This is a genomic window from Variovorax sp. UC74_104, from assembly GCF_044055375.1.
Taxonomy (GTDB): domain Bacteria; phylum Pseudomonadota; class Gammaproteobacteria; order Burkholderiales; family Burkholderiaceae_C; genus Variovorax.
In genome coordinates, this window is the sequence record NZ_CP171978.1 from 4,820,493 (window position 1) to 4,842,794 (window position 22,302).

General features: G+C 66.3%; 22 protein-coding genes. 5 read left to right on the forward strand and 17 right to left on the reverse strand.

Annotated elements, in window-relative coordinates:
* Positions 1–35 precede the first annotated feature (35 nt).
* The 7 genes from ACHMXA_RS22600 to ACHMXA_RS22630 all read right to left on the reverse strand — a co-directional run bounded on the left by ACHMXA_RS22600 (position 36) and on the right by ACHMXA_RS22630 (position 5,759).
* A complete protein-coding gene (locus ACHMXA_RS22600) occupies positions 36–1,016 on the reverse strand; it encodes a D-glycerate dehydrogenase (RefSeq protein WP_176668208.1) in 981 nt (326 codons plus the stop codon).
* 5 nt (positions 1,017–1,021) lie between these two features.
* Positions 1,022–1,975, reverse strand: a complete 954-nt coding sequence (locus ACHMXA_RS22605; protein WP_176668207.1) for a sugar kinase — start codon at positions 1,973–1,975, stop codon at positions 1,022–1,024.
* A 14-nt stretch (positions 1,976–1,989) separates the two neighbouring features.
* A complete protein-coding gene (locus ACHMXA_RS22610) occupies positions 1,990–2,733 on the reverse strand; it encodes a sugar phosphate isomerase/epimerase (RefSeq protein WP_176668206.1) in 744 nt (247 codons plus the stop codon).
* A gap of 11 nt (positions 2,734–2,744) precedes the next feature.
* Positions 2,745–3,500 (reverse strand): amino acid ABC transporter ATP-binding protein, encoded by a 756-nt coding sequence (locus ACHMXA_RS22615; protein ID WP_176668205.1) that lies wholly within the window; start codon positions 3,498–3,500, stop codon positions 2,745–2,747.
* Between the two features lie 28 nt (positions 3,501–3,528).
* On the reverse strand, positions 3,529–4,326 hold the full coding sequence (locus ACHMXA_RS22620; RefSeq protein WP_395316390.1) for a transporter substrate-binding domain-containing protein: 798 nt from the start codon (positions 4,324–4,326) through the stop codon (positions 3,529–3,531).
* Positions 4,327–4,394: 68 nt separating this feature from the next.
* Positions 4,395–5,048 (reverse strand): amino acid ABC transporter permease, encoded by a 654-nt coding sequence (locus tag ACHMXA_RS22625; protein WP_176668203.1) that lies wholly within the window; start codon positions 5,046–5,048, stop codon positions 4,395–4,397.
* 39 nt (positions 5,049–5,087) lie between these two features.
* Positions 5,088–5,759: an amino acid ABC transporter permease gene (locus ACHMXA_RS22630; RefSeq protein ID WP_126021763.1), complete on the reverse strand. Its 672-nt coding sequence runs from the start codon at positions 5,757–5,759 to the stop codon at positions 5,088–5,090.
* 144 nt (positions 5,760–5,903) lie between these two features.
* On the opposite strand from ACHMXA_RS22630, the gene ACHMXA_RS22635 reads away from it, so the two are divergent.
* Positions 5,904–7,592 carry a CorA family divalent cation transporter gene (locus tag ACHMXA_RS22635; protein WP_256099220.1) on the forward strand — a complete coding sequence of 563 codons (1,689 nt, stop codon included), beginning with the start codon at positions 5,904–5,906 and terminating at the stop codon, positions 7,590–7,592.
* On the opposite strand, the gene ACHMXA_RS22640 is transcribed toward ACHMXA_RS22635, so the two are convergent.
* Positions 7,540–7,920, reverse strand: coding sequence for a hypothetical protein (locus tag ACHMXA_RS22640; protein ID WP_371132286.1), 381 nt, complete (start codon positions 7,918–7,920; stop codon positions 7,540–7,542). The genes ACHMXA_RS22635 and ACHMXA_RS22640 overlap by 53 nt on opposite strands.
* A 341-nt stretch (positions 7,921–8,261) precedes the next feature.
* Here ACHMXA_RS22640 and ACHMXA_RS22645 point away from each other — a divergent pair, with 341 nt between their 5' ends.
* A complete protein-coding gene (locus ACHMXA_RS22645; protein WP_395316391.1) occupies positions 8,262–9,008 on the forward strand; it encodes a metallophosphoesterase family protein in 747 nt (248 codons plus the stop codon).
* A gap of 182 nt (positions 9,009–9,190) precedes the next feature.
* On the opposite strand, the gene ACHMXA_RS22650 is transcribed toward ACHMXA_RS22645, so the two are convergent.
* The gene (locus ACHMXA_RS22650) at positions 9,191–10,978 is read right to left on the reverse strand and encodes a tannase/feruloyl esterase family alpha/beta hydrolase (protein WP_176668201.1); all 1,788 of its coding nucleotides are present in this window, start codon (positions 10,976–10,978) and stop codon (positions 9,191–9,193) included.
* Between the two features lie 166 nt (positions 10,979–11,144).
* Here ACHMXA_RS22650 and ACHMXA_RS22655 point away from each other — a divergent pair, with 166 nt between their 5' ends.
* On the forward strand, positions 11,145–11,627 hold the full coding sequence (locus ACHMXA_RS22655) for a MarR family winged helix-turn-helix transcriptional regulator (RefSeq protein WP_176668200.1): 483 nt from the start codon (positions 11,145–11,147) through the stop codon (positions 11,625–11,627).
* Positions 11,628–11,678: 51 nt separating this feature from the next.
* Here ACHMXA_RS22655 and ACHMXA_RS22660 read toward each other — a convergent pair whose 3' ends face one another.
* Positions 11,679–12,215 (reverse strand): cysteine hydrolase family protein, encoded by a 537-nt coding sequence (locus ACHMXA_RS22660; protein WP_176668199.1) that lies wholly within the window; start codon positions 12,213–12,215, stop codon positions 11,679–11,681.
* An 83-nt stretch (positions 12,216–12,298) separates the two neighbouring features.
* Positions 12,299–13,894, reverse strand: coding sequence for an esterase/lipase family protein (locus ACHMXA_RS22665; protein WP_395316392.1), 1,596 nt, complete (start codon positions 13,892–13,894; stop codon positions 12,299–12,301).
* A gap of 189 nt (positions 13,895–14,083) precedes the next feature.
* Between ACHMXA_RS22665 and ACHMXA_RS22670 the strand changes: the two genes are divergently transcribed.
* Positions 14,084–15,205 (forward strand): MBL fold metallo-hydrolase, encoded by a 1,122-nt coding sequence (locus tag ACHMXA_RS22670; protein WP_395316393.1) that lies wholly within the window; start codon positions 14,084–14,086, stop codon positions 15,203–15,205.
* A 96-nt stretch (positions 15,206–15,301) separates the two neighbouring features.
* A complete protein-coding gene (locus ACHMXA_RS22675) occupies positions 15,302–15,919 on the forward strand; it encodes a sce7726 family protein (protein WP_176668196.1) in 618 nt (205 codons plus the stop codon).
* Here the strand turns inward: ACHMXA_RS22675 and ACHMXA_RS22680 are convergent.
* The 6 genes from ACHMXA_RS22680 to ACHMXA_RS22705 all read right to left on the reverse strand — a co-directional run bounded on the left by ACHMXA_RS22680 (position 15,838) and on the right by ACHMXA_RS22705 (position 22,277).
* On the reverse strand, positions 15,838–16,962 hold the full coding sequence (locus ACHMXA_RS22680; protein WP_395316394.1) for a beta family protein: 1,125 nt from the start codon (positions 16,960–16,962) through the stop codon (positions 15,838–15,840). The genes ACHMXA_RS22675 and ACHMXA_RS22680 overlap by 82 nt on opposite strands.
* 148 nt (positions 16,963–17,110) lie before the next feature.
* The gene (locus ACHMXA_RS22685; RefSeq protein WP_176668194.1) at positions 17,111–17,302 is read right to left on the reverse strand and encodes a hypothetical protein; all 192 of its coding nucleotides are present in this window, start codon (positions 17,300–17,302) and stop codon (positions 17,111–17,113) included.
* A gap of 2 nt (positions 17,303–17,304) precedes the next feature.
* A complete protein-coding gene (gene parC / locus ACHMXA_RS22690; RefSeq protein ID WP_176668193.1) occupies positions 17,305–19,701 on the reverse strand; it encodes a DNA topoisomerase IV subunit A in 2,397 nt (798 codons plus the stop codon).
* A 44-nt stretch (positions 19,702–19,745) separates the two neighbouring features.
* Complete coding sequence (locus tag ACHMXA_RS22695) at positions 19,746–20,867, reverse strand: Kelch repeat-containing protein (protein ID WP_395316395.1); 1,122 nt, start codon at positions 20,865–20,867, stop codon at positions 19,746–19,748.
* Positions 20,868–20,890: 23 nt separating this feature from the next.
* Positions 20,891–21,796: a lytic transglycosylase domain-containing protein gene (locus ACHMXA_RS22700; RefSeq protein ID WP_256099219.1), complete on the reverse strand. Its 906-nt coding sequence runs from the start codon at positions 21,794–21,796 to the stop codon at positions 20,891–20,893.
* A 19-nt stretch (positions 21,797–21,815) separates the two neighbouring features.
* Complete coding sequence (locus ACHMXA_RS22705; protein WP_176668191.1) at positions 21,816–22,277, reverse strand: hypothetical protein; 462 nt, start codon at positions 22,275–22,277, stop codon at positions 21,816–21,818.
* Between the last annotated feature and the right edge of the window lie 25 nt (positions 22,278–22,302).

Sequence of the window (22,302 nt, forward strand, 5' to 3'; positions counted from 1 at the left end):
CCCCCAGCGGGGGAGGGAGAAACAGCCGGCGAAGGTCATGCGCTCGCCGTGTCGTACGGCGCCGTCGGCTTCTCGCCCGCCAGCACCTGCAGCAGGTTCGTCGTCGCCAGTTCGGCCATCGCGTGCCGCGTCTCGTGCGTGGCCGAGCCGATGTGGGGCAGCGGCGTCACGCGCGGATGCGTGCGCAGCGGCGAATCGGCAGGCAGCGGTTCCTTCGCGAACACGTCGAGGCCGGCGGCGCGCAGCGTGCCGTGGTCCAGCGCATTCAGCAGCGCCTCTTCGTTCACCGTGGCGCCGCGGCCGCCGTTGATGAAGGCTGCGCCGGGCTTCATACGCGCGAAGAAGGCGGCGTCGATCATGCCGCGTGTGGCATCGGTCAGCGGCAGCATCGCGAGCACGATGTCGGAGCGCGCCAGCAGGTCGTCCAGCGGCGTATGCGTGGCGCGGCCCTGCAGCTCGGGCGCCTGCGTTGCCAGATCGACCGGCCGGCGCGAGTGGTACAGCACCGGCATGCCGAAGCCCAGCGCCGCACGGCGCGCCACGGCCTGGCCGATGCGGCCGAAGCCGAGGATGCCCAGCGTCTTGCCGTGCACGTCGGTGCCGAAGAGTTCCTCGCCGATGTTCTTGGTCCAGCGACCCTCGCGCACCATGGTCGAAAGCTCGACCACGCGGCGCTGCGTGGCCATGAGGATCGCGAACACCGTGTCGGCCACCGTCTCGGTGAGCACGTCGGGCGTGTGGCACAGCACGATGCCGCGCTTGTGCAGTTCGGCCAGCGGGTAGTTGTCGACACCGACCGACACGCTGGAAATCACTTCGAGCTGCGGCGCGCCGTCGAGCAGCGCGGCATCGACCGGGTGGCTCGATCCGATGAGCCCGTGCGCGGAACGCAGCGCGGCGGCGAAGGCCTCGGGCTCCTTGCGCGGATCGGCCACGACCACGTGATGCACGGCCTGCAGGCGAGCCAGTTGGTCTTCGGGCAAGGGCCGGAAGACAAGCACGTTCTTCTTCGTCATGGTCGTCAAAGCCCCGCTTCTTCGAGTTGCGCCCGCGTCGGCAGGCCCTCGGTGTCGCCCAGCACCTGCACGGCGCGCGCCCCGATCCATGCGCCGCGGCGCACGGCGTCGGGCACGCTGCGGCCTTCGAGCAATGCGCTCACCACGCCGGCCGCGAAGCCGTCGCCGGCGCCCACGGTGTCGATCACTTCCTTCACCGGGAAGCCGTCGACGCGGCCGGTGCCGGCCACGTCGCTGTCGTAGTAGGCACCCTCGGCGCCGAGCTTGACCACCACCAGCTTGGCGCCGCGCTCGCGGTAGAACTTCGCCACGTCTTCCGGCTTGCTGTGGCCGGTGAGCAGCAGGCCTTCTTCGATGCCGGGCAAGACCCAGTCGGCGCGCGAGGCGAGTTCGTTGACCCAGTGGCGCATGGTCTCGGTGGACGACCACAGCGTGGGGCGCAGGTTGGTGTCGAAGGAGATGGTGCGGCCGGCGGCGCGCATCACGTCCATGCTCTTGAGCGCGGCCTGCAGGCTGGTGTCGGAGATGGCGGCGAACACGCCGGTGGCGTGCAGGTGGCGCGCCGAGCGCAGCCATGCTTCGTCGACGTCGGCCGGGCCCATGTGGCTCGCGGCCGAGCCCTTGCGGTGGTATTCGATCGGCGGGTCGCTGCCGTCGGTGACGCGGCCCTTGAACTGGAAGCCGGTGCGCTGCGTCGCGTCGGTGATCACGTGCGAGCAGTCGATGCCCTCGGCGCGCATCGCGGCCAGCAGCGCGCGGCCCATGGAGTCGGTGCCGAGCCGGCTGGCCCAGCCCACCTTCAGGCCCAGGCGCGAGAGGCCGATGGCCACGTTGGTCTCGGCGCCGGCGGTGCGCTTGTGGAAGGACTGCGCTTCCTCCAGCGGCCCGGGCCGGTCGGCCACCAGCAGCAGCATGGCCTCGCCGAAGAGCGCGACGTCGAAGGCGGTGGGTTCTGTCATGTTTTTATTCGTCTCTATGCGCGTGCGGCGCGGATGAAGTCGATCTGTGCGCGGGTAACGGCCAGCAGGTCGTCGCCCACCAGAGGGTATTCGATGGCGTGCGGCACGTCGGCCGGCAGCGCGCGCAACACCGAGCGCCACGGCGCGACCGAATCGCCCAGCGGCACCGCCACCCACTTGTGCGGCAGGCGCTGCGCACCCTTGCAATGCACGTAGCGCACGCGATGGCCCAGCGCCTGCGCGGCCAGCAGAGGGCATTCGCCGAGCCAGTGCCAGTTGCCCATGTCGAAGGTCATGCCCAGCGTCAGGCCGGCGCGGTCGGCCGCGTCGAAGAAGGCCTGCAGCGCCGGCAGCGTGCCGGCGCGCACGGTCTGGTCGTTCTCGATCAGGAGCTCGACGCGGGTTTCGGCCAGCTCCACCTTCAGGCCCCACAGCGAGCCGTGAGACGAGGGCCGGAAGTCGCCGATGGACATCTTGAGCCGCTTCGCGCCCACGCGCGTGGCGGCGGCGATGCCGCGCTTGAGCGCGGCGCTGTCGAGCCAGCCGCCCTCGGCCCACAAGCCCTCGGGGCTGGAGTAGACCGAAGCCAGACCGTTGAGCGCAGGCAGCTCCGCATCGGCGTCGCGCAGCATCTCGCCGCGCACTTCCACCGAGTCGGCGCCCGCCGCGCGAGAGAGCTGCGAGCACCAGAGCTGGCCGTGCCGCCCCACCTCGGCCGCGCCGAAGGACGAAAGGGAAACGAGAACCTCGAAGGACATCAGTGGGCAGGTCAGTGGTTTTGGTGCGAACTCAGTATCTGGCCGAGGAACTGGCGCGTGCGCTCGTCCTTCGGGTTGCCGAAGAACTCCTGCGGCGGCGCCTGCTCGACGATCTTTCCTTCGGCCATGAAGATCACGCGGTCGGCCACGCTGCGGGCGAAGCCCATTTCGTGCGTCACGCACAGCATGGTCATGCCGTCTTCGGCCAGCGTGATCATGGTGTCGAGCACTTCCTTGACCATCTCGGGGTCGAGCGCAGAGGTGGGCTCGTCGAACAGCATGATCTTGGGCGCCATGCACAGCGCCCGCGCGATCGCGACGCGCTGCTGCTGGCCGCCCGAGAGCTGGCTCGGATACTTGTTGGCCTGCTCCGGAATGCGCACGCGCTGGAGGTACTTCATTGCCACCTCCTCGGCCTGCGCCTTCGTCATGCCGCGCGAGCGCATCGGCGCGAGCGTGCAGTTCTCGAGGATGGTGAGGTGCGGGAACAGGTTGAACTGCTGGAACACCATGCCCACCTCGGCACGCACCGCATCGACGTTCTTGCCGCCGGCCGTGAGGTCGATGCCGTCGACCACGATGCGGCCCTTCTGCACCGTCTCCAGCCGGTTGATGCAGCGGATCAGCGTGGACTTGCCCGAGCCCGAGGGCCCGCAGATCACGATGCGCTCGCCCTGGCGCACCGACAGATCGATGCCGGTCAACACCTGGAATTCACCGTACCACTTGTTGACCGCTTCCATGCGGATGATCGATTCCGTCGTCATGCCAGGATTCCTTCAGCCTCGGGGTTGCTTATTGCATCTTGGGCAGGTCTGCCTGCAGCCACTTTTGATACAGCTTGTTCAGCTCACCATTGGCGGTGTTCTTCTGCACGAAGTCGTTCACCGCCTTGTGCAGCTCTTCCTGGCCGGGGCGCATCGCGATGCCCATCGACTGCTGCACCAGCGTGAACTTGTTCTCGAAGGTGTTGGCCGGCACGCGCTTGGCGATCTGGGCTGCGACGGTCACCGAGCAGCCGATGGCGTCGACCTGGCCGGAGATCAGTGCCTGCATGGCGGAGGCGTCGTCGTCGAAGCGGCGGATCTCGGTGCCTTCGGGGGCGGCCTTGGTCACGGCCACGTCCTGCGTGGAGGCGCGGGCCACGCCCACGCGCAGGCCCTTCAGGTCGCCAGCGGCCTTGATGGGGGTCTTGATCGCGCCGTACAGCACGATGGTGGCGGCCGCGTAGGGCTGCGAGAACTGCACCTGCTTGGCGCGCTCGGGCGTGATGGCCAGCGAGGCCACCAGCAGGTCGACCTTGTTGGTCAGCAGGAAGGGAATGCGGTTGGGGCCGGTCACGGGAACGATGTTGGCCTTCACGCCCCAGTCCTTGGCCAGCAGCTTGGCCACGTCGGCGTCGTAGCCGTCGGGCTGGTTCTTCGCGTCGGTGGTGCCGTAGGGCGGAAAGTCGACCAGCATGCCGATGGTGATCTCGCCCTTCTTCTTGATGTCGGCCACGCTCTGCGCCGAGGCGAAGGGAGCGAACACGGTGAGGGCGGCGCCGAGGCCGAGGGCTGCGAGCGCGACGCGGCGCGAGGTGGTACGGGTCATTGGATGTCTCCTGAGGAAGAAAGAGAAACGAAGAACGAAAAACGAAGAACCAAGAAAGCGAAAGGGGCTTAGCGGGCCAGGGCCCGGGCGCGCTTGCGCTCCATGCTCGCGGCCAGCAGCGACAGCGGCCAGCAGATGACGAAGTAGATCGCCGCCACCACCGAGAACACGATGAGCGGCTGGAAGGTGGCGTTGTTGACGATCTGCCCCGCGCGCGTGACCTCCACGAAGCCGATAATGGCCGCCAGCGAGGTGCCCTTGATGATCTGCACCAGGTAGCCCACCGTGGGCGCGAGCGCGATCTTCAAGGCCTGCGGCAGCACCACGTCGCGCATGCGGTCGAAGTACTTGAGGTTCAGGGCCTGCGCCGCCTCCCACTGCCCGCGCGGAATGGCCTGGATGCAGCCGCGCCAGATCTCGCCGAGGAAGGCGCCGCTGTTGAGGATGAGCGCCACGCCGGCGGCGATCCACGGGTTGATGTCCAGCCCGAGCACCGGCGCGCCGAAGAACACCAGGAACAGCTGCAGCAGCAGCGGCGTGCCCTGGAAGACCTGGATGAAGGTGGTCGACGCGCCGCGCGCCCACGTCGACTCCGACGTGCGCATCAGCGCCAGCGCCAGGCCCAGGATCGCGCCGCCCACGAAGGCGATGGCCGACAGCGCGAGCGTCCACTTGGCCGCTTCGAGGATGAAAAGGAATTCGGGAAAGCCGAAGGTGCGCATGGTGTTGTTGCTCCGTCCGTCGTCTGTGTCTCTGGGTGATCAGCGGCGGTCCGGGTAGTTGAGCGTGCGCTTGTAGATCAGCTTGAACATGGCCGAGAAGGCCAGTGCCAGCGCGAGGTAGATGGCGGCCACGACGATGTAGATCTCGAAGCTGCGGAAGGTCTGCGACTGCAGGTTGGCCGCCACCGAGGTCAGGTCGTCGGCCGAGATGACCGACACCACCGCCGAGCTCAGCATCAGCAAGATGAACTGGCTCGTGAGCGCCGGGTAGATGGCCTTGAGCGCCGGCTTGATGATGACGAAGCGGAAGATCTCCCAGGGCTTGAGGTTCAGCGCCCTGCCCGCCTCGATCTGCCCCTTGGGAATCGACTCGATGCCCGCGCGGATGATTTCCGTGGCGTAGGCGCCCAGGTTCACCACCATGGCCACCAGCGCGGCCGTCTGCGGCGACCAGCGCAGCCCGATGGCCGGCAGCGCGAAGAAGAAAAAGAACAGCTGCACGAGGAAGGGCGTGTTGCGGATCACCTCGATGTAGGCATTGATGATGAAGCGCAGCCAGCCCGGGCCCGAGGTCTTGCCCCAGGCGCAGAAGATGGCCACCACCAGCCCCAGCACCGTGGCAACGAGCGAGAGCTGGATCGTGATCCACGTGCCCTTGAGCAGCAGCGGCCAGGCGGCGAAGACGGCGTCGAATTGAAACTGGTAGTTCATGGTGGGCGGACCCTGAAGCTGCGCGGCGCAGACGCGCGCAGACCCTGAAAGCAATGCTTGCAGCTTATATGAAACCGGTTTCAGGATTTCATAGGGATTCCCCTAGGTGGTCGTTTTGTCCCACCTTCTGCCTACTTCAATGCCATGCTGAATCCACCCGCGGCCAACATGCCCACAGAGGCGAATGCGCTCCCCACGGGCGCGCCCACCGTGCAGCACTTCAGGCAGGCGCTGCTCTGGCCCCTGCGGCTGATGCCCGCGCCGCACGCCGGCCACCATCACGCGCCATGGCACGTGCTGCGCGAGATGGGCGATGCATCGCCCTGGCGCGAGGAGGTCGACGAATACACCGGCGACAGCAGCCGCTTCCACGAACGGCACTACAACGAGTTCGTGAGCTTCCTGCCGTACGTGCAGCGCTTCCTCTACGGCGAGGGCCGCTCGCGCGGCAACGGCGACGGGAGCGACGGCGACTCGCCCATGCGCATCTTCCGCCGCCACGACGTCGCAGCCGTGCGCCTCGTGTCGAAGCCGGGCGATGCACCGGTCACGCTCGACGTGATCCATTGCGACCTCTACTTCTTTTTCGACGTCGACGTGGTGATGCTCAACCTCGAAGTCGGCGCGAGCGACCTGAGCCTCGCGCAGGCGCAGGACATCCTCTACCGCTTCGGCCGCGCCTACCCCTCGGGCTGGGAAGCCGACGGTTCGGCGCTGCATTGCATGACCAGCGTCGAATGGCTGGGCGTCGACGGCCGCGTGCTCGCGAGCTCCGACGCGCAGCAGCGCGAGGCCTTTCTCTCGCACGTGGCGCAGCACCGCGCACCGCGCATCGCCGCGCACTGGGCCTACCTGATGCAGCCGCTCGTTAGCGACCATTCCGAAGACGCGGGCGTTCTGCGCTACCGGCAGATCGAGTACTACCGCATGCCGGTGATGGCATATCTGTCGCTCGACGATCCGCGCCGCCTCACGCGCGACGACTTCGTGCGGCTGGCGCTCGTCACCGGCGCAGGCGCCACCGACGCACACCTGCCCTACGCCGACCATCATCTCGCCGACTTCGAGCACAAGTACTGCTACGACCGCTTCTGGGTGAACGCGGGCGCCGCACCCAACACGCGCTACCTGTGCAACGGCCACGCGCTCATCGTGGTGGGCGACGCGCGCTCCGAGTTCTTCTGCTGCCGCGACCGCGGCGTGCTCGCGCAGTTCAGGCATCAGCACTTCCTGCTGTTCCTCATCGCGCACTTCCAGAAGGCCTCGCTGCTGATGTTCTCCGACCAGCTGGTGGAAGCGCTGAAGCGGCTGGACATCCGCAGCACGCCGAGCGTGAAGCAGTTCAAGCGCGCCATCCGCGCGAGCTTCGAGCGCTTCTTGCGCTTCACGCACCGCTACTGGTTCCACGAGATCTCCGAGCAGGCGCAGGTGCGCGCCCTCTCCCACATGTGCGCAACGCACCTCGGGCTCGATCCGCTCTACGACGAGGTCAAGGCGCGCATCGCCGACATGAACACGTACCTCGACGCCGACAGCCTGCGCCGCCAAGCCGCCACCGTGGTGCGGCTCACGGTTGTCACGCTCTTCGGCCTCATCGGCACCATCACCACCGGCTTCCTCGGCATGAACCTGCTGGCAGAGGCCGAGGCGCCGCTGTGGCGCAAGGCCGTGTGGTTCGGCGTGGTGTTCGTCGCCACGACCTGGCTCACGATCTACACGATGGTGAAGTCGCAGCGGCTCTCGGACTTCATCGATGCGCTGTCGAACGACAGGCTGGGGTTCAGGGGCAAGCTGGCGGCGCTGGCGAAGGTGTGGCGGCCTGGGGCGGATTGACTGATTTCCCCAGAGCATCGCGCAGAGAACTGATCGTGCTGTCCGCAGCTTCGATTCGCCGTTGCAGCTCCTCGTTGACCAGGCGGAACAGCGCGCCGAATTCGGATCGCGTCGGATAGATCTCCTCGCGCTCGTTCACCTGCATCGGAACGACGAGCTTTTCGAGGCACACGTAGGCGCTGTGCACCTGGCGAATGCCCTCGACGTCGTCGCCCGCCTGCAGGGCAGCCGACTCGGCATTTGCGTTTGAATGGGGATGAACCGGCTTCGGCGTTGAAGCGGTATCGGATTTCGGCGCGTGCTTGAGCACGCGGGCAGACTTGGTCACGGAAGACCTCCAGAGGTTGCGATTTGCAAAAACCGCCACACCCGCTGCTAAACGAGGCGGCAGCTCGGACGGGTTAGCAGACCGGCCAACCTCTTGCGAGAAACCGGCAGGGCGCGAGCCCTCCCATCCGAGCCGCCAAAACTGGAAGCACGAATGACAAAGCCGCAGGTCCTGCGGAGACTGCGGCTTGCGTCGCAGAGGTTGCTTCGGGCTGCTAAACCCGATCACGCCTCATTCGGCGTGACGGGCGCAGTATAGCCATGCAGTTGGCTCGCAGCCGTGCGACTCGGCATTGGTGTTCGTGGCGGCGACTCGGTTCGCGATTCCCTCAGAATCGGCACATGCGCATTGCCATCGTCTCCGACATCCACGGAAACCTTCCCGCACTCGAAGCCGTCGTCGATGACGTCGGCCGCCGCGGCGTCGATACCGTCGTCAACCTGGGCGACAGCCTCTCCGGCCCGCTGATGCCGCTGGAAACCGCACGTTTCCTGATGGCGCAGGACTGGACGCATCTCGCGGGCAACCACGAGCGCCAGGTGCTCACCCTTCCTGCCGGCAAACGCGGCGCGTCCGACGAGTTCGCGCACGCGCGACTAGGCCCTCAGGAGTTCGCGTGGATGGCCTCGCTCGAACACAGCCTGCGATTGAGCGCCGAGGTGCTGCTGTGCCACGGCACGCCCGACAGCGATCTGCACTACTTCCTGGAGACGGTCGAGCCTTCGCTGCTCAGGCCGGCCACGATGGCCGAGATCGATGCGCGGCTCGGCACGGTCGATGCGCAGGTACGGCTCGTCGCCTGCGGGCACACGCACGTGCCGCGCGTGGTTCGCGCTTCTGGCGGGCAGCTGATCGTCAATCCGGGCAGCGTCGGGCTGCAGGCTTATGACGACATCCACCCGCATCCGCACGTCGTCGAGACGGGCTCGCCCGATGCGCGCTATGCCATCGTCGAGCGGCTGGCGAACGAAAGCTGGGCTGTGACGCTGATCTCAGTGCCCTACGACCACGCGAGCATGGCGGCGCTTGCGATGACCAATGGCAGGCCGGACTGGGCGAGCGCACTCGCCACTGGCCGGATGCCCTGAGGCCGTTGACGCTACGCGCGGAATACATGCCGGCGGGCAAAGAAAAACCCGCCGAAGCGGGTCGATTGCGTCGCAGAGGTTGCTTCGGGCTGCTAAACCCGATCACGCCTCATTCGGCGTGACGGGCGCAGTACGGCCACGCAGTTCGCTCACGGGCCGAGTGCTACCAGCCGCGAAGCCTTTCATTGGCAGCTGAAACTCTCGGCCTTCTCGATATCGCCCGTGCCCTTGTAGCGCGCAACCTTCGGGTAAGCGCAGAGCGGCCGGGTGCGGGTGGGCGACCAGCCTGCGGGAACATCCCCGTTCACGCCGCCCGCGTTGCCTGCACCGCGCGCCGAAGCGACGACGGAATCGGCGGCCTCGCCCTTCTCCACCCAGTTGACGAGCGGAGCGAGCATGTCGAACTGGTCGGTGGTCGGGCCGCCGGAGCAGTGGTTCATTCCGGGCACCCGATAGAAGCGCGCGAAGTTGGATGCATCGCCGCCGTTGGCCGCGGTCAGCTGGTCATACCAGTGCTGCGTGTCGTCGCTCGAGAAGATGGGATCGCTCGTCCCGTGATAGGCCATGACCTTGGCGCCGCGCTTCTTCAAGCGGCTCAGATCGGTCGGGTTCGGCGGCGTCATGAACGAAAGCGAGTTCTCGGTGTAGAGCCCGTCGGTCGAGGTGATCTTCGCGAGGATCGAATCGATGTTGGCCGTGAGCGTGAAGTTGGGGCCATTGAAGCCGGACGGGTTCTCGGGCGGCACCTGCCAGACGAAGGCGACCGCGCCCGAATCGAGGTTCAATGAATTCGAGAACTTCCACGACGACCAGCCGGTGGTGTTCAGGCCTGCATCGAAGGGAAAGCTCGCATAGATCTTCTTTCCGCCGCCGTCGAGCGCGCCCGCGAAGAGCTGCCCGATGCGAAGCTTCTGGTCGGCAGAGAGGCATGTGCCATCGCGCGAGCCGCTGCAGGTGGGAACGTCGCGGTCGATGGAGAAAGCCGCCTGGCATGCGCCGGTGTCCTGCACGATGCCGTCGGTTGTGCCGTCGAGGGCGTCGCACTTGGCAAGGACTGCGTTGGAGACCAGGGTGCGTTCGGCCAGCGTGAAGCCCGTGCCCGGATCGCCCGGGGTGGTTGCCAGGGCGTTGTAGTTCTGGGCGCCGACGATGTTGGCGGAGGCCGCAAGGGGAAGCCGGAAGCCGGGGTCGCCCACCAGGAAGCCGTCGTAGTCGTCCGCATAGCGCGACATGGCGACCATCGTGTGGCGCCCGCCATTGGAGCAACCGCCGATGTAGGAGCGGTCCGGGCCCTTTCCGTAGGCCGACGCGATCAACGCCTTCGCCATCGGCGTGAGCTTGCCGACCGCCTGGTAGCCGTAGTCGAGGCGGGCCTGCGGGTCGATGCCGAAGAACGGCGTGGGTGCCGCGTGCCCCGCGTCGGAGCTGATCACGGCGAAGCCCTTGTTCAGCGCGTTGTCCAGAACGCCGCCTCCGCCCACCGGCCCGGCAGCAGTGCCGATGCTGCCGTCGAGCCCCCCGTTGGCTTGATAGAAATACCGCCCGTTCCAGTTCACCGGCAAACGCATCTCGAAGCCGATCGCATAGCTCTGGCCATCGACCGGACTCGTGCGCTGATACATCGATCCGCGCACCTGGCAGTGCGCCCCTACCGGCTTGCCTGCGACGCTCAGAGCGCCGGCGGCAATCGAATTGGCTGCGGTGATGGTCGTGTTAGCAAAGGTGAAGCCGGCGAGCGAGGCGCAATCGATGAGCGCCGCGCCGGTGGCCGCGCCGAGCACCGGCAGTGTCTCGACGGGCGGCGCCGGATTGTCGGGAGGAGGCGTCACGGGATTGCCGTTGCCGGCCGGCGGGGTGCTCGTCGGCGTGCCGGTCGCGGGGAACGAGGCGAGAAAGCTGCCACCGCCATTTCCTCCGCCACAGGCGGTCAGCAACGAAGCGACAAATATCAGGGATGCAGAGGTCTTCAAGAATGTCTCCTTTGACGCCTGGATTCAGCGCCAATTAGTTAATCTACTTAACTATCAAAGATAACCAGTTATGGTTTTCCATTAAGCAGTTTGCATTCCCAGCACGACCCCTGATTCAGTTAGATCAGGCAGTGAATCACTTGGAGGCCGAACGACAATGCCCGGAATGCCCAAGAACAGAAGCAATCCGGTAGACGCCACACCAGCCGGCCGGCTGGTCGAAGCGTCCCTGCATCACGTGCTCGGCTATCAGCTCGCACAGGCGACGATCGTCACCGACGCAGTGTTCGCCGAGCGAGTGGGCGCACCTTTCGACCTGCGCCCGGTCGAGTTCACGGTGCTGTGCCTGATCCACGAAAACCCCGACGTGTCGGCCGCCCGCCTGGCGAAGGCGCTCGCGGTCACGGCACCCAACATCGCCGCATGGCTCGAACGGCTCGAACGGCGAGAGTTGATCCGCCGCACGCCGCACGCAACGGACCGCAGGGCCCAGCACCTTCGCACCACCCCGACCGGCGCCACCCTTGCGAGCAGCGCGACGCGGTCGGTCATCGAAGGAGAGCAGCAGGCGCTCGGCAACCTCTCCAAGGGCGAGCAAATGATCTTGATCGAGCTTCTGCACAAGGTTGCCATGTCACGCAGCGCGTGAGCGCTCAGGCAACGCGCACGTGCTCCGTGCGGTTCGTGCAGGCTGTGTTCTTCAGTCGCCGAAGGCGACTTCCGCGCTGGCGATTGCGCGGATCGGCACGCCGAAGCTCGTGATGTCCGCGAGCGTGGCGTTGTGATGCTCGCGGATCTTCGCGCCCGTGGCGTGCGGCTTGTCGTGCGAAGTGTGCGCATCGGCCGCGAGTACCACGTGGTAGCCCAGCGCGGCAGCGCGGCGCACTGTCGTGTCGACGCAGAACTCCGACGAATAGCCGCAGACCACCACGCGCTTCACGCCGTGCTCGGAGAGCCAGGCTTCCAGGGGCGTGCGCAGGAAGGAATCGGGCGTGATCTTGCGGATGCGCGCGTCGCGCGAATCGGTGTTGAGCACGCTCGCAAGCTGCCAGCGCTCCGAGTCGAATTCGAGGTCGACGGCGTTCTCGTGCTGGATGAAGGCCACCGGCACGCCGGCAGCGCGGGCGCGTTCGGTGAGCGCGTTGATGCGCTGCATCACCTCGTGGGCCTCATGGGGGCGCGGCGGATCGTCGCAAAGGCCACGCTGGACATCGATGACGAGAACGGCAGTTTTCATGGGTCCGGATCGGCGGGTTCTTGACCGGCGCGATTGTGCCCGACCCTGCCTGACCGGCGCCCTACTGCCAACCCCCAGGCGCTCTATTGCCAGGCGCTCACCTCCAGCCGCACCTTGCCGCTGATGCCCGGCGCGGCCGGCGCTGCGCCCAGGCTCGACAGCGGCACCACGAACTGCAGCTTGCCGCTCGCGAGCTGCTTGGGGCTCATCGGCAGCGAGGCGCGGCCGGCGGTGTCGGTCTGCCAGCCGTACTTGACGTTCCAGTTCTGCGCTGCGTCGTCCGGCTGCGGCGGCGCGATCTCGATGATCAGCGTGTCGCGGAAGAGCGAGCTGCCCTCGTAGTGGCCGTCGAGCCAGAACTTGTTGTTGACTTGGTAGTCGGGCACGCGCACGCCCAGGGTCATGGCGTAAGCCAGCGTGGGTCGGTCCTGCTTCACGCGGGCCCGGTTGGCGAGGAACACGGTCGAGAGATAGATGGAGCGGCGGTCGGCCGTGGCCGGGTCGGTCAGTTCCTTGTGCGTGCGGCAGGCGGGCGAGTCTTCTTCGGCGATGCGGCGGCTCAAGTACCAGCGCTTGCCGCGCGGCGCGGCCAGCAGTTCGACCTGGTAGAGCGCATCGACGTCGGCGCCCTTCGGCAGGTCGGGCGGCAGCGTGACGCCGTCGACGTCGAACCAAAGGTCCACGCGCACGTCGCCGAACAGGAAGCGCGTGAGGTTCTGGTAGGCCTCCTCGGAATTGACGATGCCGAAGTAGCCAGAGTGCGAGCGGTAGGTGTACGCGGTGGCCACCGGCTGGGTCTTGCCCGCTCCGTCGACGGCCCAGAGCGATGCGTTCTCGATGCGCACGAGGCCATCGCTGCCGTGGCCCGCGAACATGCGCGAGAGGCCCTTGGCGGTCTCGTAATCGCCACGGTTGGTGCCGACCATGCAGAAGAAGCGCTCGGGCGGAAAAGCCGCCGCAGGCAGGTAGTCCATGCGGCCGTTGACGGCGGGCGTGGCCAGGAACTCGGACATCTTCTCGCGGTTGAAGGTGTTCATCTCGTTCAGCGTGAGCCAGGCCGGCACGTTGATGCCGCCCATGTCGATGCCGTTGTGCGGCGTGGCGTAGGTGAACACCTTGTCGACGCAGGCGCGCGCGGCCGCGTCGCCGAGCGCGGGGTTCTGCAGGAAGGCGCGCACCACCAGCCCGCCCATGGAATGCGCGACGAGGTAGCAGCGGAAGTCGTCGGCCGTGAAGCCCGAGGGGCCTTCGCGCTTCACGACGAGGTCGCGCACGCGCAGGATGAGCTGGCTCAGGCCCTGCGCGTACACCTTGACGTCTTTCGCCTTGCCGTCGCCCAGCAGCTCGGAGCCCGAGTCGTAGTAGCGGTAGATGATGACCGAGGCCGATGGAATGCCGTCGACGTCGTTGCCGTTGGCGTCGGGCGAAGGCTTCCAGTCGGGGTCGAGGATGTCCAGGCCGTTCTGGTAGACGCTCTGGTACTGGAAGTCGGCCAGCAGCCGCACCATCGGCGACTCGAAGACGAACTTCTGCGCCGGCGCCTCCTTCTTCACGGTGGCGCGATACACCGTGGAGCCGATGTTGAAGCCGCAGAACGGATCGGCCGCCGTCTCGTCGCGCTCCGATTCGGTCATGGCGTAGCCGCGCACGTAGATGATGGGATAGCGATTGCTGCTCATGGATCTGCCGCTTCCTGGAAATCGATGAAGTCCGGCAGTGTGCCGGGCCACGTCGATGCCCGCCATACGGCACATGGCATAGCACCGGAATGCCCCTCCCGCCCGAATGTTTCTATCGCTGAAACCATTGAAACACGCGCCTTCGATAGTCTCCGGCCATCCGACAAACACAATCCAGAAGGCTCTCCCATGGCTGAAGACCCCGGCTCGCAAGGCTCCTACCTGCCCCAACTCCTGCGCCGCGGCACCGCGCTCGCCGCGGCCGGCTGCGCCTTCGTCGCAGGCTGCAGCGCCGCGGGCGGCGGCGAAACGCGCTACGAGAACTCGCCCCAGTTCAAGGACGGCGGCTTCCACAACATGGCCAACCCCGACCTGCCCCAGCAGGCCAGCGCATGGCGCATCTGGTCGCGCTTCATCGTGGGCAGCAAGATCGACACGGTGCCGGTCGATCCGATTCCGGTGAAACCGCTGGACAAGCCCACCCTCGACGCGCTGGACACCCAAACCAACCACGTCGTGCGCCTGGGCCATTCCTCGCATCTGCTGAAGCTGCGCGACAAGTACTGGTTGATCGACCCCGTGTTCAGCGACCGCGCGTCGCCGGTGCAGTGGGCGGGGCCGAAGCGCTTCCACAAGACGCCGATCGCGCTGGAGGACCTGCCGCCCGTCGAGGGCGTGATCCTCTCGCACGACCACTACGACCACCTCGACGTGGCGACCATCGAATACCTCGCCAGGGACGTGAAGCGCTACTTCGTGCCGCTGGGCGTGCGCTCGCGGCTGCTGGCGATGGGCGTGCCGGCCGATCGCGTGACCGAACTCGACTGGTGGCAGTCGGCCGAACACGACGGCGTGAAGCTCACCGCCACGCCCGCGCAGCACTTCTCGGGCCGCACACTGGGCGACCGCGACCGCACGCTGTGGGCCTCATGGGTGGTGCAAAGCGGCGACCAACGCATCTTCTACAGCGGCGACTCTGGCTACTTCCCGGGCTTCAAGCAGATCGGCGAGCGCTTCGGCGGCTTCGACATCGCGCTCATGGAGAACGGCGCCTACGACAGCATGTGGCCCGCCGTGCACATGACGCCCGAGCAGAGCGTGAAGGCCTTCGAAGACCTGCGCGGCAAGGTGTTCTTCTCGGTGCACAACAGCACCTTCGACCTCGCCTTCCACAACTGGCACGACCCGCTGGACCGCATTGCGGCCCTCACGGAGTCGAAGAAGATCGAGCTGGCGACGCCGGTGATCGGCGAAGTGGTGACGGTGGGAGCGGCGCGGACCAACACGCGGTGGTGGGTCGGCCTGCGATAGAAGCGATTCACCGCGAATACGGCTGTCGCGGCCACCTCGACGATGGTTCCGTCGCAAGAGCAAACTGCGAGTGCGATGCTCTATAGTTCGGCCGCCATGTCCGCCTCCCCCACGCCGATCAAGCCACCGAAGACCCGGGATCGCGACGTGCGGTCGCTCGTGCTGAGAACCGTGCTGGCCGATCATGCCAACGATGCCAATGCCCGAATAGTTCAGGAGCTCGGCTTGGAACACGGCTCATGTCGCGTCGACATCGCCGTCGTGAATGGTTACTTGCACGGGTTCGAACTCAAGAGCGACGCAGACAATCTTTCAAGGTTGCCCAGGCAGGTCGAGGCCTATTCCCGCTCGCTCGACAGGGCCACCCTTGTCGTGGGTAGTGCGCATTTGCCGGAAGCGCAGGCTTTGATCCCGTCATGGTGGGGAATCAAGGTCGTCCATATGGGGAGCAAAGGTGCCTTGAAGCTCGAAACGCATCGGAGACTGCGCAACAACCCCGACCCTTCGCTCTTTCACATGGCACATCTGATGTGGCGACACGAGGTGGTCGAGGTACTGAAGGCAAACGGCGCAACTCAAAAGGAAATGGGCCTGAATCGCGCTGGCCTGTATCGCTTGTTCGTTGATTCCTTTCAACCAGGCGACGTCCGGCGGAAAATCAGGGAGGCGCTAAAGTCCCGTGAAAACTGGCGACGTCCCGAACAGCCTTCGTAACATGGTGATTTGTAGCAACGGAGGGCCAGGTAGACGAGCCACCCGTTCCCCTCCGAGCCTAGCGCGCAGCCATGAATGTAGGCATCCCCCCATGAATAGCCAGGCCCCGGGAAATACGAGGGACTTGCATTGATGATGCCTTGACACATAGCTTGATATTGCCCTCTTCCAAAGCGCTTGACCTGCGTCCCCACGTGCACGATCCATTCATCGCTCAACGTGTATTTGATCTTGGCATTGGGATCGACCATGCGCGGATCGAGCTCTCCCGTATTTGGACTCGATGTGGCGTAGTCTCCGAACGTGGGCTTTCTGGCGGAAACCGCAAGTTGCCGAACAAGCTCCTTGTATGCGAGCCATTCGCTTCTGGGAGTCCGTCCGTGCGGGCGATATTGATCGGCACCGAGTGCTGCAGGAAATGACGTACCGACCAAGGTGAGAGTGCGCCAGGGCGTCGCTGAAATCTGCGAAAGACAGGTCGACCACGTCGATACCTGTATTGGCAGGACCTCGGCAATTGACGCCTCAAGGTCGATGACAAGGTCAACGTAGCGGACCGGGATGGCGAGAGCCTGAATCAATGACTGAAGAGTTGATTGAAGCCCAGGTCCGAAATCATCCCTTTCCAGTCGGACGCAGACTCCGTTTTGCGTCCAGCCAACGATGAATTGGACAGCCGCCAGATAAGCGGGATGCCTTTGCAGGCCAATCACGGGAATCGCCGAACAGCCGGCCTGCCTTGCCTGCAGGAAGATGTGCTGCATATGGTGCACACCTGTCGAAAGTACGCTTGCACCGTCCAGATAGGGACTGTCGATAAAACAGGTCCGAGCGCCCCATTTGGAGAACAGCTTTTCCCCGAAGCCCGCCAAATGATCATCGAGCGAGCGCAGAGGCGCTTCCGTTTCGAAGTTCCATCCTTCGGTTGGTATTTCGAAAAGAGGGGTAACCCAGTCCTTGACGAGTTCTCCCAACCGCATGAGAGCTTGGTATTCGCCCATGCGCCACTTAAGCACAGGCACGTAGTGATTGTGATCGAACATTTTTCTTCTCCCTTGCCGAAATTGGCAAACCAATCTTAGAGAGAAAAATATTCAAAAAGGGAAGTATGGCGTTCAGTCTCGCGAATAGCACACCGTTGAATGATTGCGATGCGATTTCTATTCATCGATCGCTCTGGACCGCCAAGCTTCAGCCGCCGCGCTCCTTGCGCTCGCGGGCGCGCCGCACCTGGCGCGTCTCGTTCGCCTGCGAGACGATGCGGTCCTTCTCACGCTTCTTGGCCGCCCGCTTCTCGCGCATGCGCCGGCCCAGCACGTAGCTGCCGATGCCGGTGACCACGGCGATGAAGACGCCGATGACGCTGATGTCGATGCCGCCCATGGCTACTGCACCCGCACGATGCTGGTCGGCTTGAAGCCCAGGTCGGCTGCCTTGCCCTTGCGTGCGCGGCTGCCGCGTGCGTTGTTGAGCGTGCGGATCTCCAGCGTTTCCTCGCGCTCCTTGCCGCCGCGGCCGATGCCTTCGATCTTCACGCTGCGCGTGTAGGCGGCCGCGCCGGCCAGGGTGTCCTTGGCTTCCAGGTCGATCAGCGTGAGGCCGCGGCCGCCCTTGGGCAGGCTCTTGAGCTCGGCGATGTCGAAGGTCAGGATGCGTCCGCCGGTCGAGGCGCAGGCCACGTGCGTGGCCAGGGGCATCGGCTCGGCGCCGCTCGCGCCGCCCACCAGCGAGGGGCGACACAGCTGCTCGCCCTCGCCCACGTCGATGAAGGCCTTGCCGCCGCGCTGGCGCGACATCATGTTCTCGACCGTGGCGATGAAGCCGTAGCCGCCGGTGTTGGCCAGCAGCAGGCTCGCGCCCACCGGTCCCGCGAAAAAGTGCGTGACGTGCGTGCCCGCATCCAGGTCGATGAGCGTGGTGACGGGCTGGCCGTCGCCGCGGCCGCCGGGCAGCGACGCCACGGGCACGGTGTAGACGCGCACGCTCTTGTCCTTGGCGCTGCCGAAGACCAGCAGCGTGTCGACGCTGCGGCACTCGAAGGCGCCGTAGAGCGAGTCGCCCGACTTGAAGCTGTACTCGGGCGCCGCACCGTTTCCGTTGCCCGCCGCCTTCTCGCTGGCCCAGCCCTTCTGCGTACGGACCCAACCCTTCTGCGACACGATGACGGTGACGGGCTCGTCGACCACCTTCACCTCGGCCACGGCGCGCTTCTCGGCCTGGATCAGCGTGCGGCGCGGGTCTTCGAAACTCTTGGCGTCGGCCTCGATTTCCTTCACCAGCAGGCGACGCAGCGCCGCGGGGCTGGCGAGGATGTCTTCGAGCTTCTTCTGCTCTTCGCGCAGTTCCTTGAGCTGCTGCTCGATCTTGATGGCCTCCAGCCGCGCAAGCTGGCGCAGCCGGATTTCAAGAATGTCCTCTGCCTGGATCTCGCTCAGATTGAAGCGCGCGATGAGCGCCGCCTTCGGGTCTTCCGCCGCGCGGATGATCGCGATCACTTCATCGATATTCAGCAGCACCAGCTGCCGGCCTTCGAGGATGTGGATGCGGTCCTGCACCTTGCCCAGGCGGAAGCGCGAGCGCTTCTCGACGGTGATCTCGCGGAACGCGATCCACTCGTTGAGCATCTGGCGCAGCGACTTCTGCGTGGGCTTGCCGTCGATGCCGACCATCGTGAGGTTGATCGGCGAGGAGGTTTCCAGCGAGGTCTGCGCGAGCAGCGTGGTGATGAACTCTTCCTGGCTGATGCGCGAGGTCTTGGGCTCGAACACCAGGCGCACGGCGGCGTCCTTGCTCGACTCGTCGCGCACCACGTCGAGCACCGACAGCATCGCGGCCTTGAGCTGCGTCTGTTCCGCGCTCAACGCCTTCTTGCCGGCCTTGACCTTGGGGTTGGTGATTTCCTCGATTTCTTCCAGCACGCGCTGCGAGCTGACGCCCGGCGGCAGTTCGTTGACCACCAGCTGCCACTGGCCGCGCGCCAGTTCCTCGATCTTCCAGCGCGCGCGCACCTTGAGCGAGCCGCGGCCGGTGCGGTAGGCGTCGGCGATGTCCGCCGCGCTGCTGATGATCTGCGCGCCGCCCGGATAGTCGGGGCCGGGCACGATGGCGAAGAGTTCTTCCTCGCTGAGCTTGCCGTTCGACTTGATCAGCGCCACGCAGGCGTCGGCAATCTCGCGCAGGTTGTGGCTCGGGATCTCGGTGGCGAGGCCGACCGCGATGCCGCTGGCGCCATTGAGCAGCGTGAACGGCAGCCGCGCGGGCAGCAGGCGCGGCTCTTCGGTGCTGCCGTCGTAGTTGGGAATGAAGTCGACCGTGCCTTCGTCGATCTCGTCGAGCAGCAGGCTGGTGATGCGCGCCAGGCGCGCTTCGGTGTAGCGCATGGCGGCTGCGCCGTCGCCGTCGCGGCTGCCGAAGTTGCCCTGGCCATCGACCAGCGGATAGCGCTGAGAGAAGTCTTGCGCCATGCGCACCAGCGCGTCGTACGCGGCCTGGTCGCTGTGCGGGTGGAAGCGGCCGAGCACGTCGCCGACCACGCGCGCGCTCTTCACGGGCTTGGCGCCCACGGTGCCGTTGGTGCCACCGAAGCCCAGGCCCATGCGCGACATCGAATACAGGATGCGGCGCTGCACCGGCTTCTGGCCGTCGGACACATCGGGCAGCGCGCGGCCCTTGACCACGCTCAGCGCGTATTCGAGGTAGGCGGTCTGTGCGTAGTCGGCGAGGGTCAGGGTCGTGTCGCCGTCGGTGGGACCCTGGAGATCGAGCGGAGGTTGGGAATCCATGAAAGAACTGGTGAGAAAAACTTTTGTTGTTGCTGGCTGCGCGTTCAGCCCAGGGTAAAGGCCTCGTGGACTGCGGACTGTACGGCGCCGCCGAGCACCGCGCCGCCGCCGGCCACGTAGATCCAGTCGCCGATGACGGCCGCGCCCACGGCGTGGCGCGGCGTGGTCATCGGGGCGTGCCGCTGCCAGGTGTCGTCGACGGGGTTGTAGCTTTCCATCTGGCCGAACACCTTCGCCTGGCGCGGCACGCCGTCGACGAGGATGCCGCCCTCCCCGCCCATGGCGAAGAAGCGGCCGCGATACACCACGAGCCCGTGGCCCGATCGCGCGGTTGGCAGCGGCGAGCGCAGCTCCCAGGTGTCGCGCGCGGGCAGGTAGACGTGGTGCAGGTCGGTGTTGTATTCGAAGGTGTTGAAGCGCCCGCCGATCACATGGATCTGGCCGCCGTGCGACACGCAGCCCACGTGGTCGCGCGCGCCCGGCAGCGGCTTGCGGGCGGACCAGCGGTCGGCCTTCGGGTCGTAGACCTCGTGCCAGCCCACGCTCGCGCGCTCCGCGGCGGGCTCGGACGCGCCGCCGATCAGATGCAGCGCGCCGTCGAGCATCACGGCGGCTGCGGCGCCACGCGGACGGGGCAGTGGCGCAATGGCGCTCCAGCGGTTGGCGGCGATGTCGTAGACGTAGGTGTTGGTGTCGGAGCGCCGGTTCTGCTCGACGAAGCCGCCCAGCGCGTAGACGCGGCCGCCGTCGGCCGTCACCGCGACGTGGTTGGCACCGCGCGGCAGCGGCGCGCCGTCGAGCCAGCGGTCGGCTTTCGGGTCATAGATGTGGTGGTAGTCGCGGTTGACCTTGCCTTCGCCATAGCCGCCGACCACGTGCATGCGGCCCATCGCCGCAGTGGCCCAGGCCATCTCGCTGCGCGGGATCGGCAATGCAGCGCGCGGCTCCCAGCGGCCCTGCGGGCCGGGCGGCGCGGAACTCTCGATGAAGCGCTGGGCTTCCTGCTCGGGCGTCATGTGGTGCGGCACGCCGCCCTGCAGACGCGCATAGGGCTCGGCCGAGGAAGGCACGGCCGGCAGCGTGTCATGCGTGGCCGCGTGCTGCGCACGCGCCGTGCCCGCCACCATGCCGGCAGCGGTCGCGAGAACGAAGCTTCGACGATCCATGGCCTCCTCCCTCCTCCGGTCGATCAGGACATCGGCGTGCCCGGTGGCGCATCAGCCGCGCCCGTAGGCACTGTCGACGGCTCGGGGATGTCGGGCATGGCCGGCATGTTGCGGGGCGCGTCCGACGGCATGTTGCCGCGGCCGAGCGCGCCGCCCTGCGGCACGGTCAGCTCCATGCGGATGCGCCCCGGCGTCTTGCCGCCGCGTGCGACCGCGCTGCCGCCGGTGGCAACGGAGGGCTTCAGGTACGCATACAGCTGCAGCACCGTCTGCACGTAGTTCTGCGTTTCCTTGTAGTTCGGGATCTTGTTGCCCGCGCGCTGCACCGCGCCCTCGCCCGCGTTGTAGGCGGCCAGCGCGAGCTCGATCTGCCCCGGGAACATCGCGATCAGGTCGCGCAGGTAGCGCGAGCCGGCGGCGATGTTGATGCGCGGATCGAACAGCTTCTTCTCGATGGTCGCGCGCTTGTCCGCCGCGACGCCGTAGCGCTGCGCGGTGGCGGGCATGAGCTGCATCAGGCCCATCGCGCCCTTGGGCGAGACGGCCTGCGCGTCGAAGCCCGACTCGGTGGCCACCAGCGCCTGCAGCAGTTCGTAGTCGATCGCGTGCTTGCTCGCCGCATCGCGCAGCGCCGACTTGGCGGTCTTGTAGCTCGGCGAAGCCTCGAACATCGCCAGCAGGCTCTGCGAGGCCGGCGGCACCTTGCCGTCGAGCTTGCCCACGCCGCGGCCCAGCGGGGCGATGCCGTTGGCGGTATCGAAGCTCTGGCCGCCGCGGAAGAAGATCTGGTAGCGCTCGTCGAGCTTCTCGGAGGCGAAGTGCGCGTTGCCCTTGCTGTCGATGTAGCCGTAGATGTCGGTGGCGTGCGCAGCCTGCTGCGACAGCACGAGCGCTGCACACAGCATGAATGGACGGAACCAGCGTTTCATGGCGATGCGGGTCCTGCCTTCAGAACCACCAGCCGTAGCGCTTGCGGCGCTCGGCGTGAACGGCGGCATCGTCGCCCATGCTCTTCGCATGGCCGCCGCCCTTTAGTCCGACCCAGAGCGACATGCCGCCCAGCGCGAGCACTGCGAAAAAGACGGGCAGATGTTCGACCTCGATGCCGGTGAAGATCATCGACACGGCCAGTCCCAGGAAGATGAGCGCAGCGCTCCAGCAAAGGATGCGGCGCGTCCAGAGCCACGTGGTAGCGACAACCCGCTCGACGCGGCTGGGCTCGGCGTTGTCGTTGACCGCGTCGTCCCACCAACCCATCCAGACGAACACGAATGCCAGCAGGATGCAGATTCCGGCGAAGAACATGTTCGCGGCCTGCCCGACCTGGTCGCGCTCCGCCAGCAGCAGGCCTGCTGCTCCAGCAACGCAAGCCCCTGCCAGCGAACCGCAAATGATCTTGTGTCCGTTCATGCCCTGTCGTGAGAAATGTCCCGGC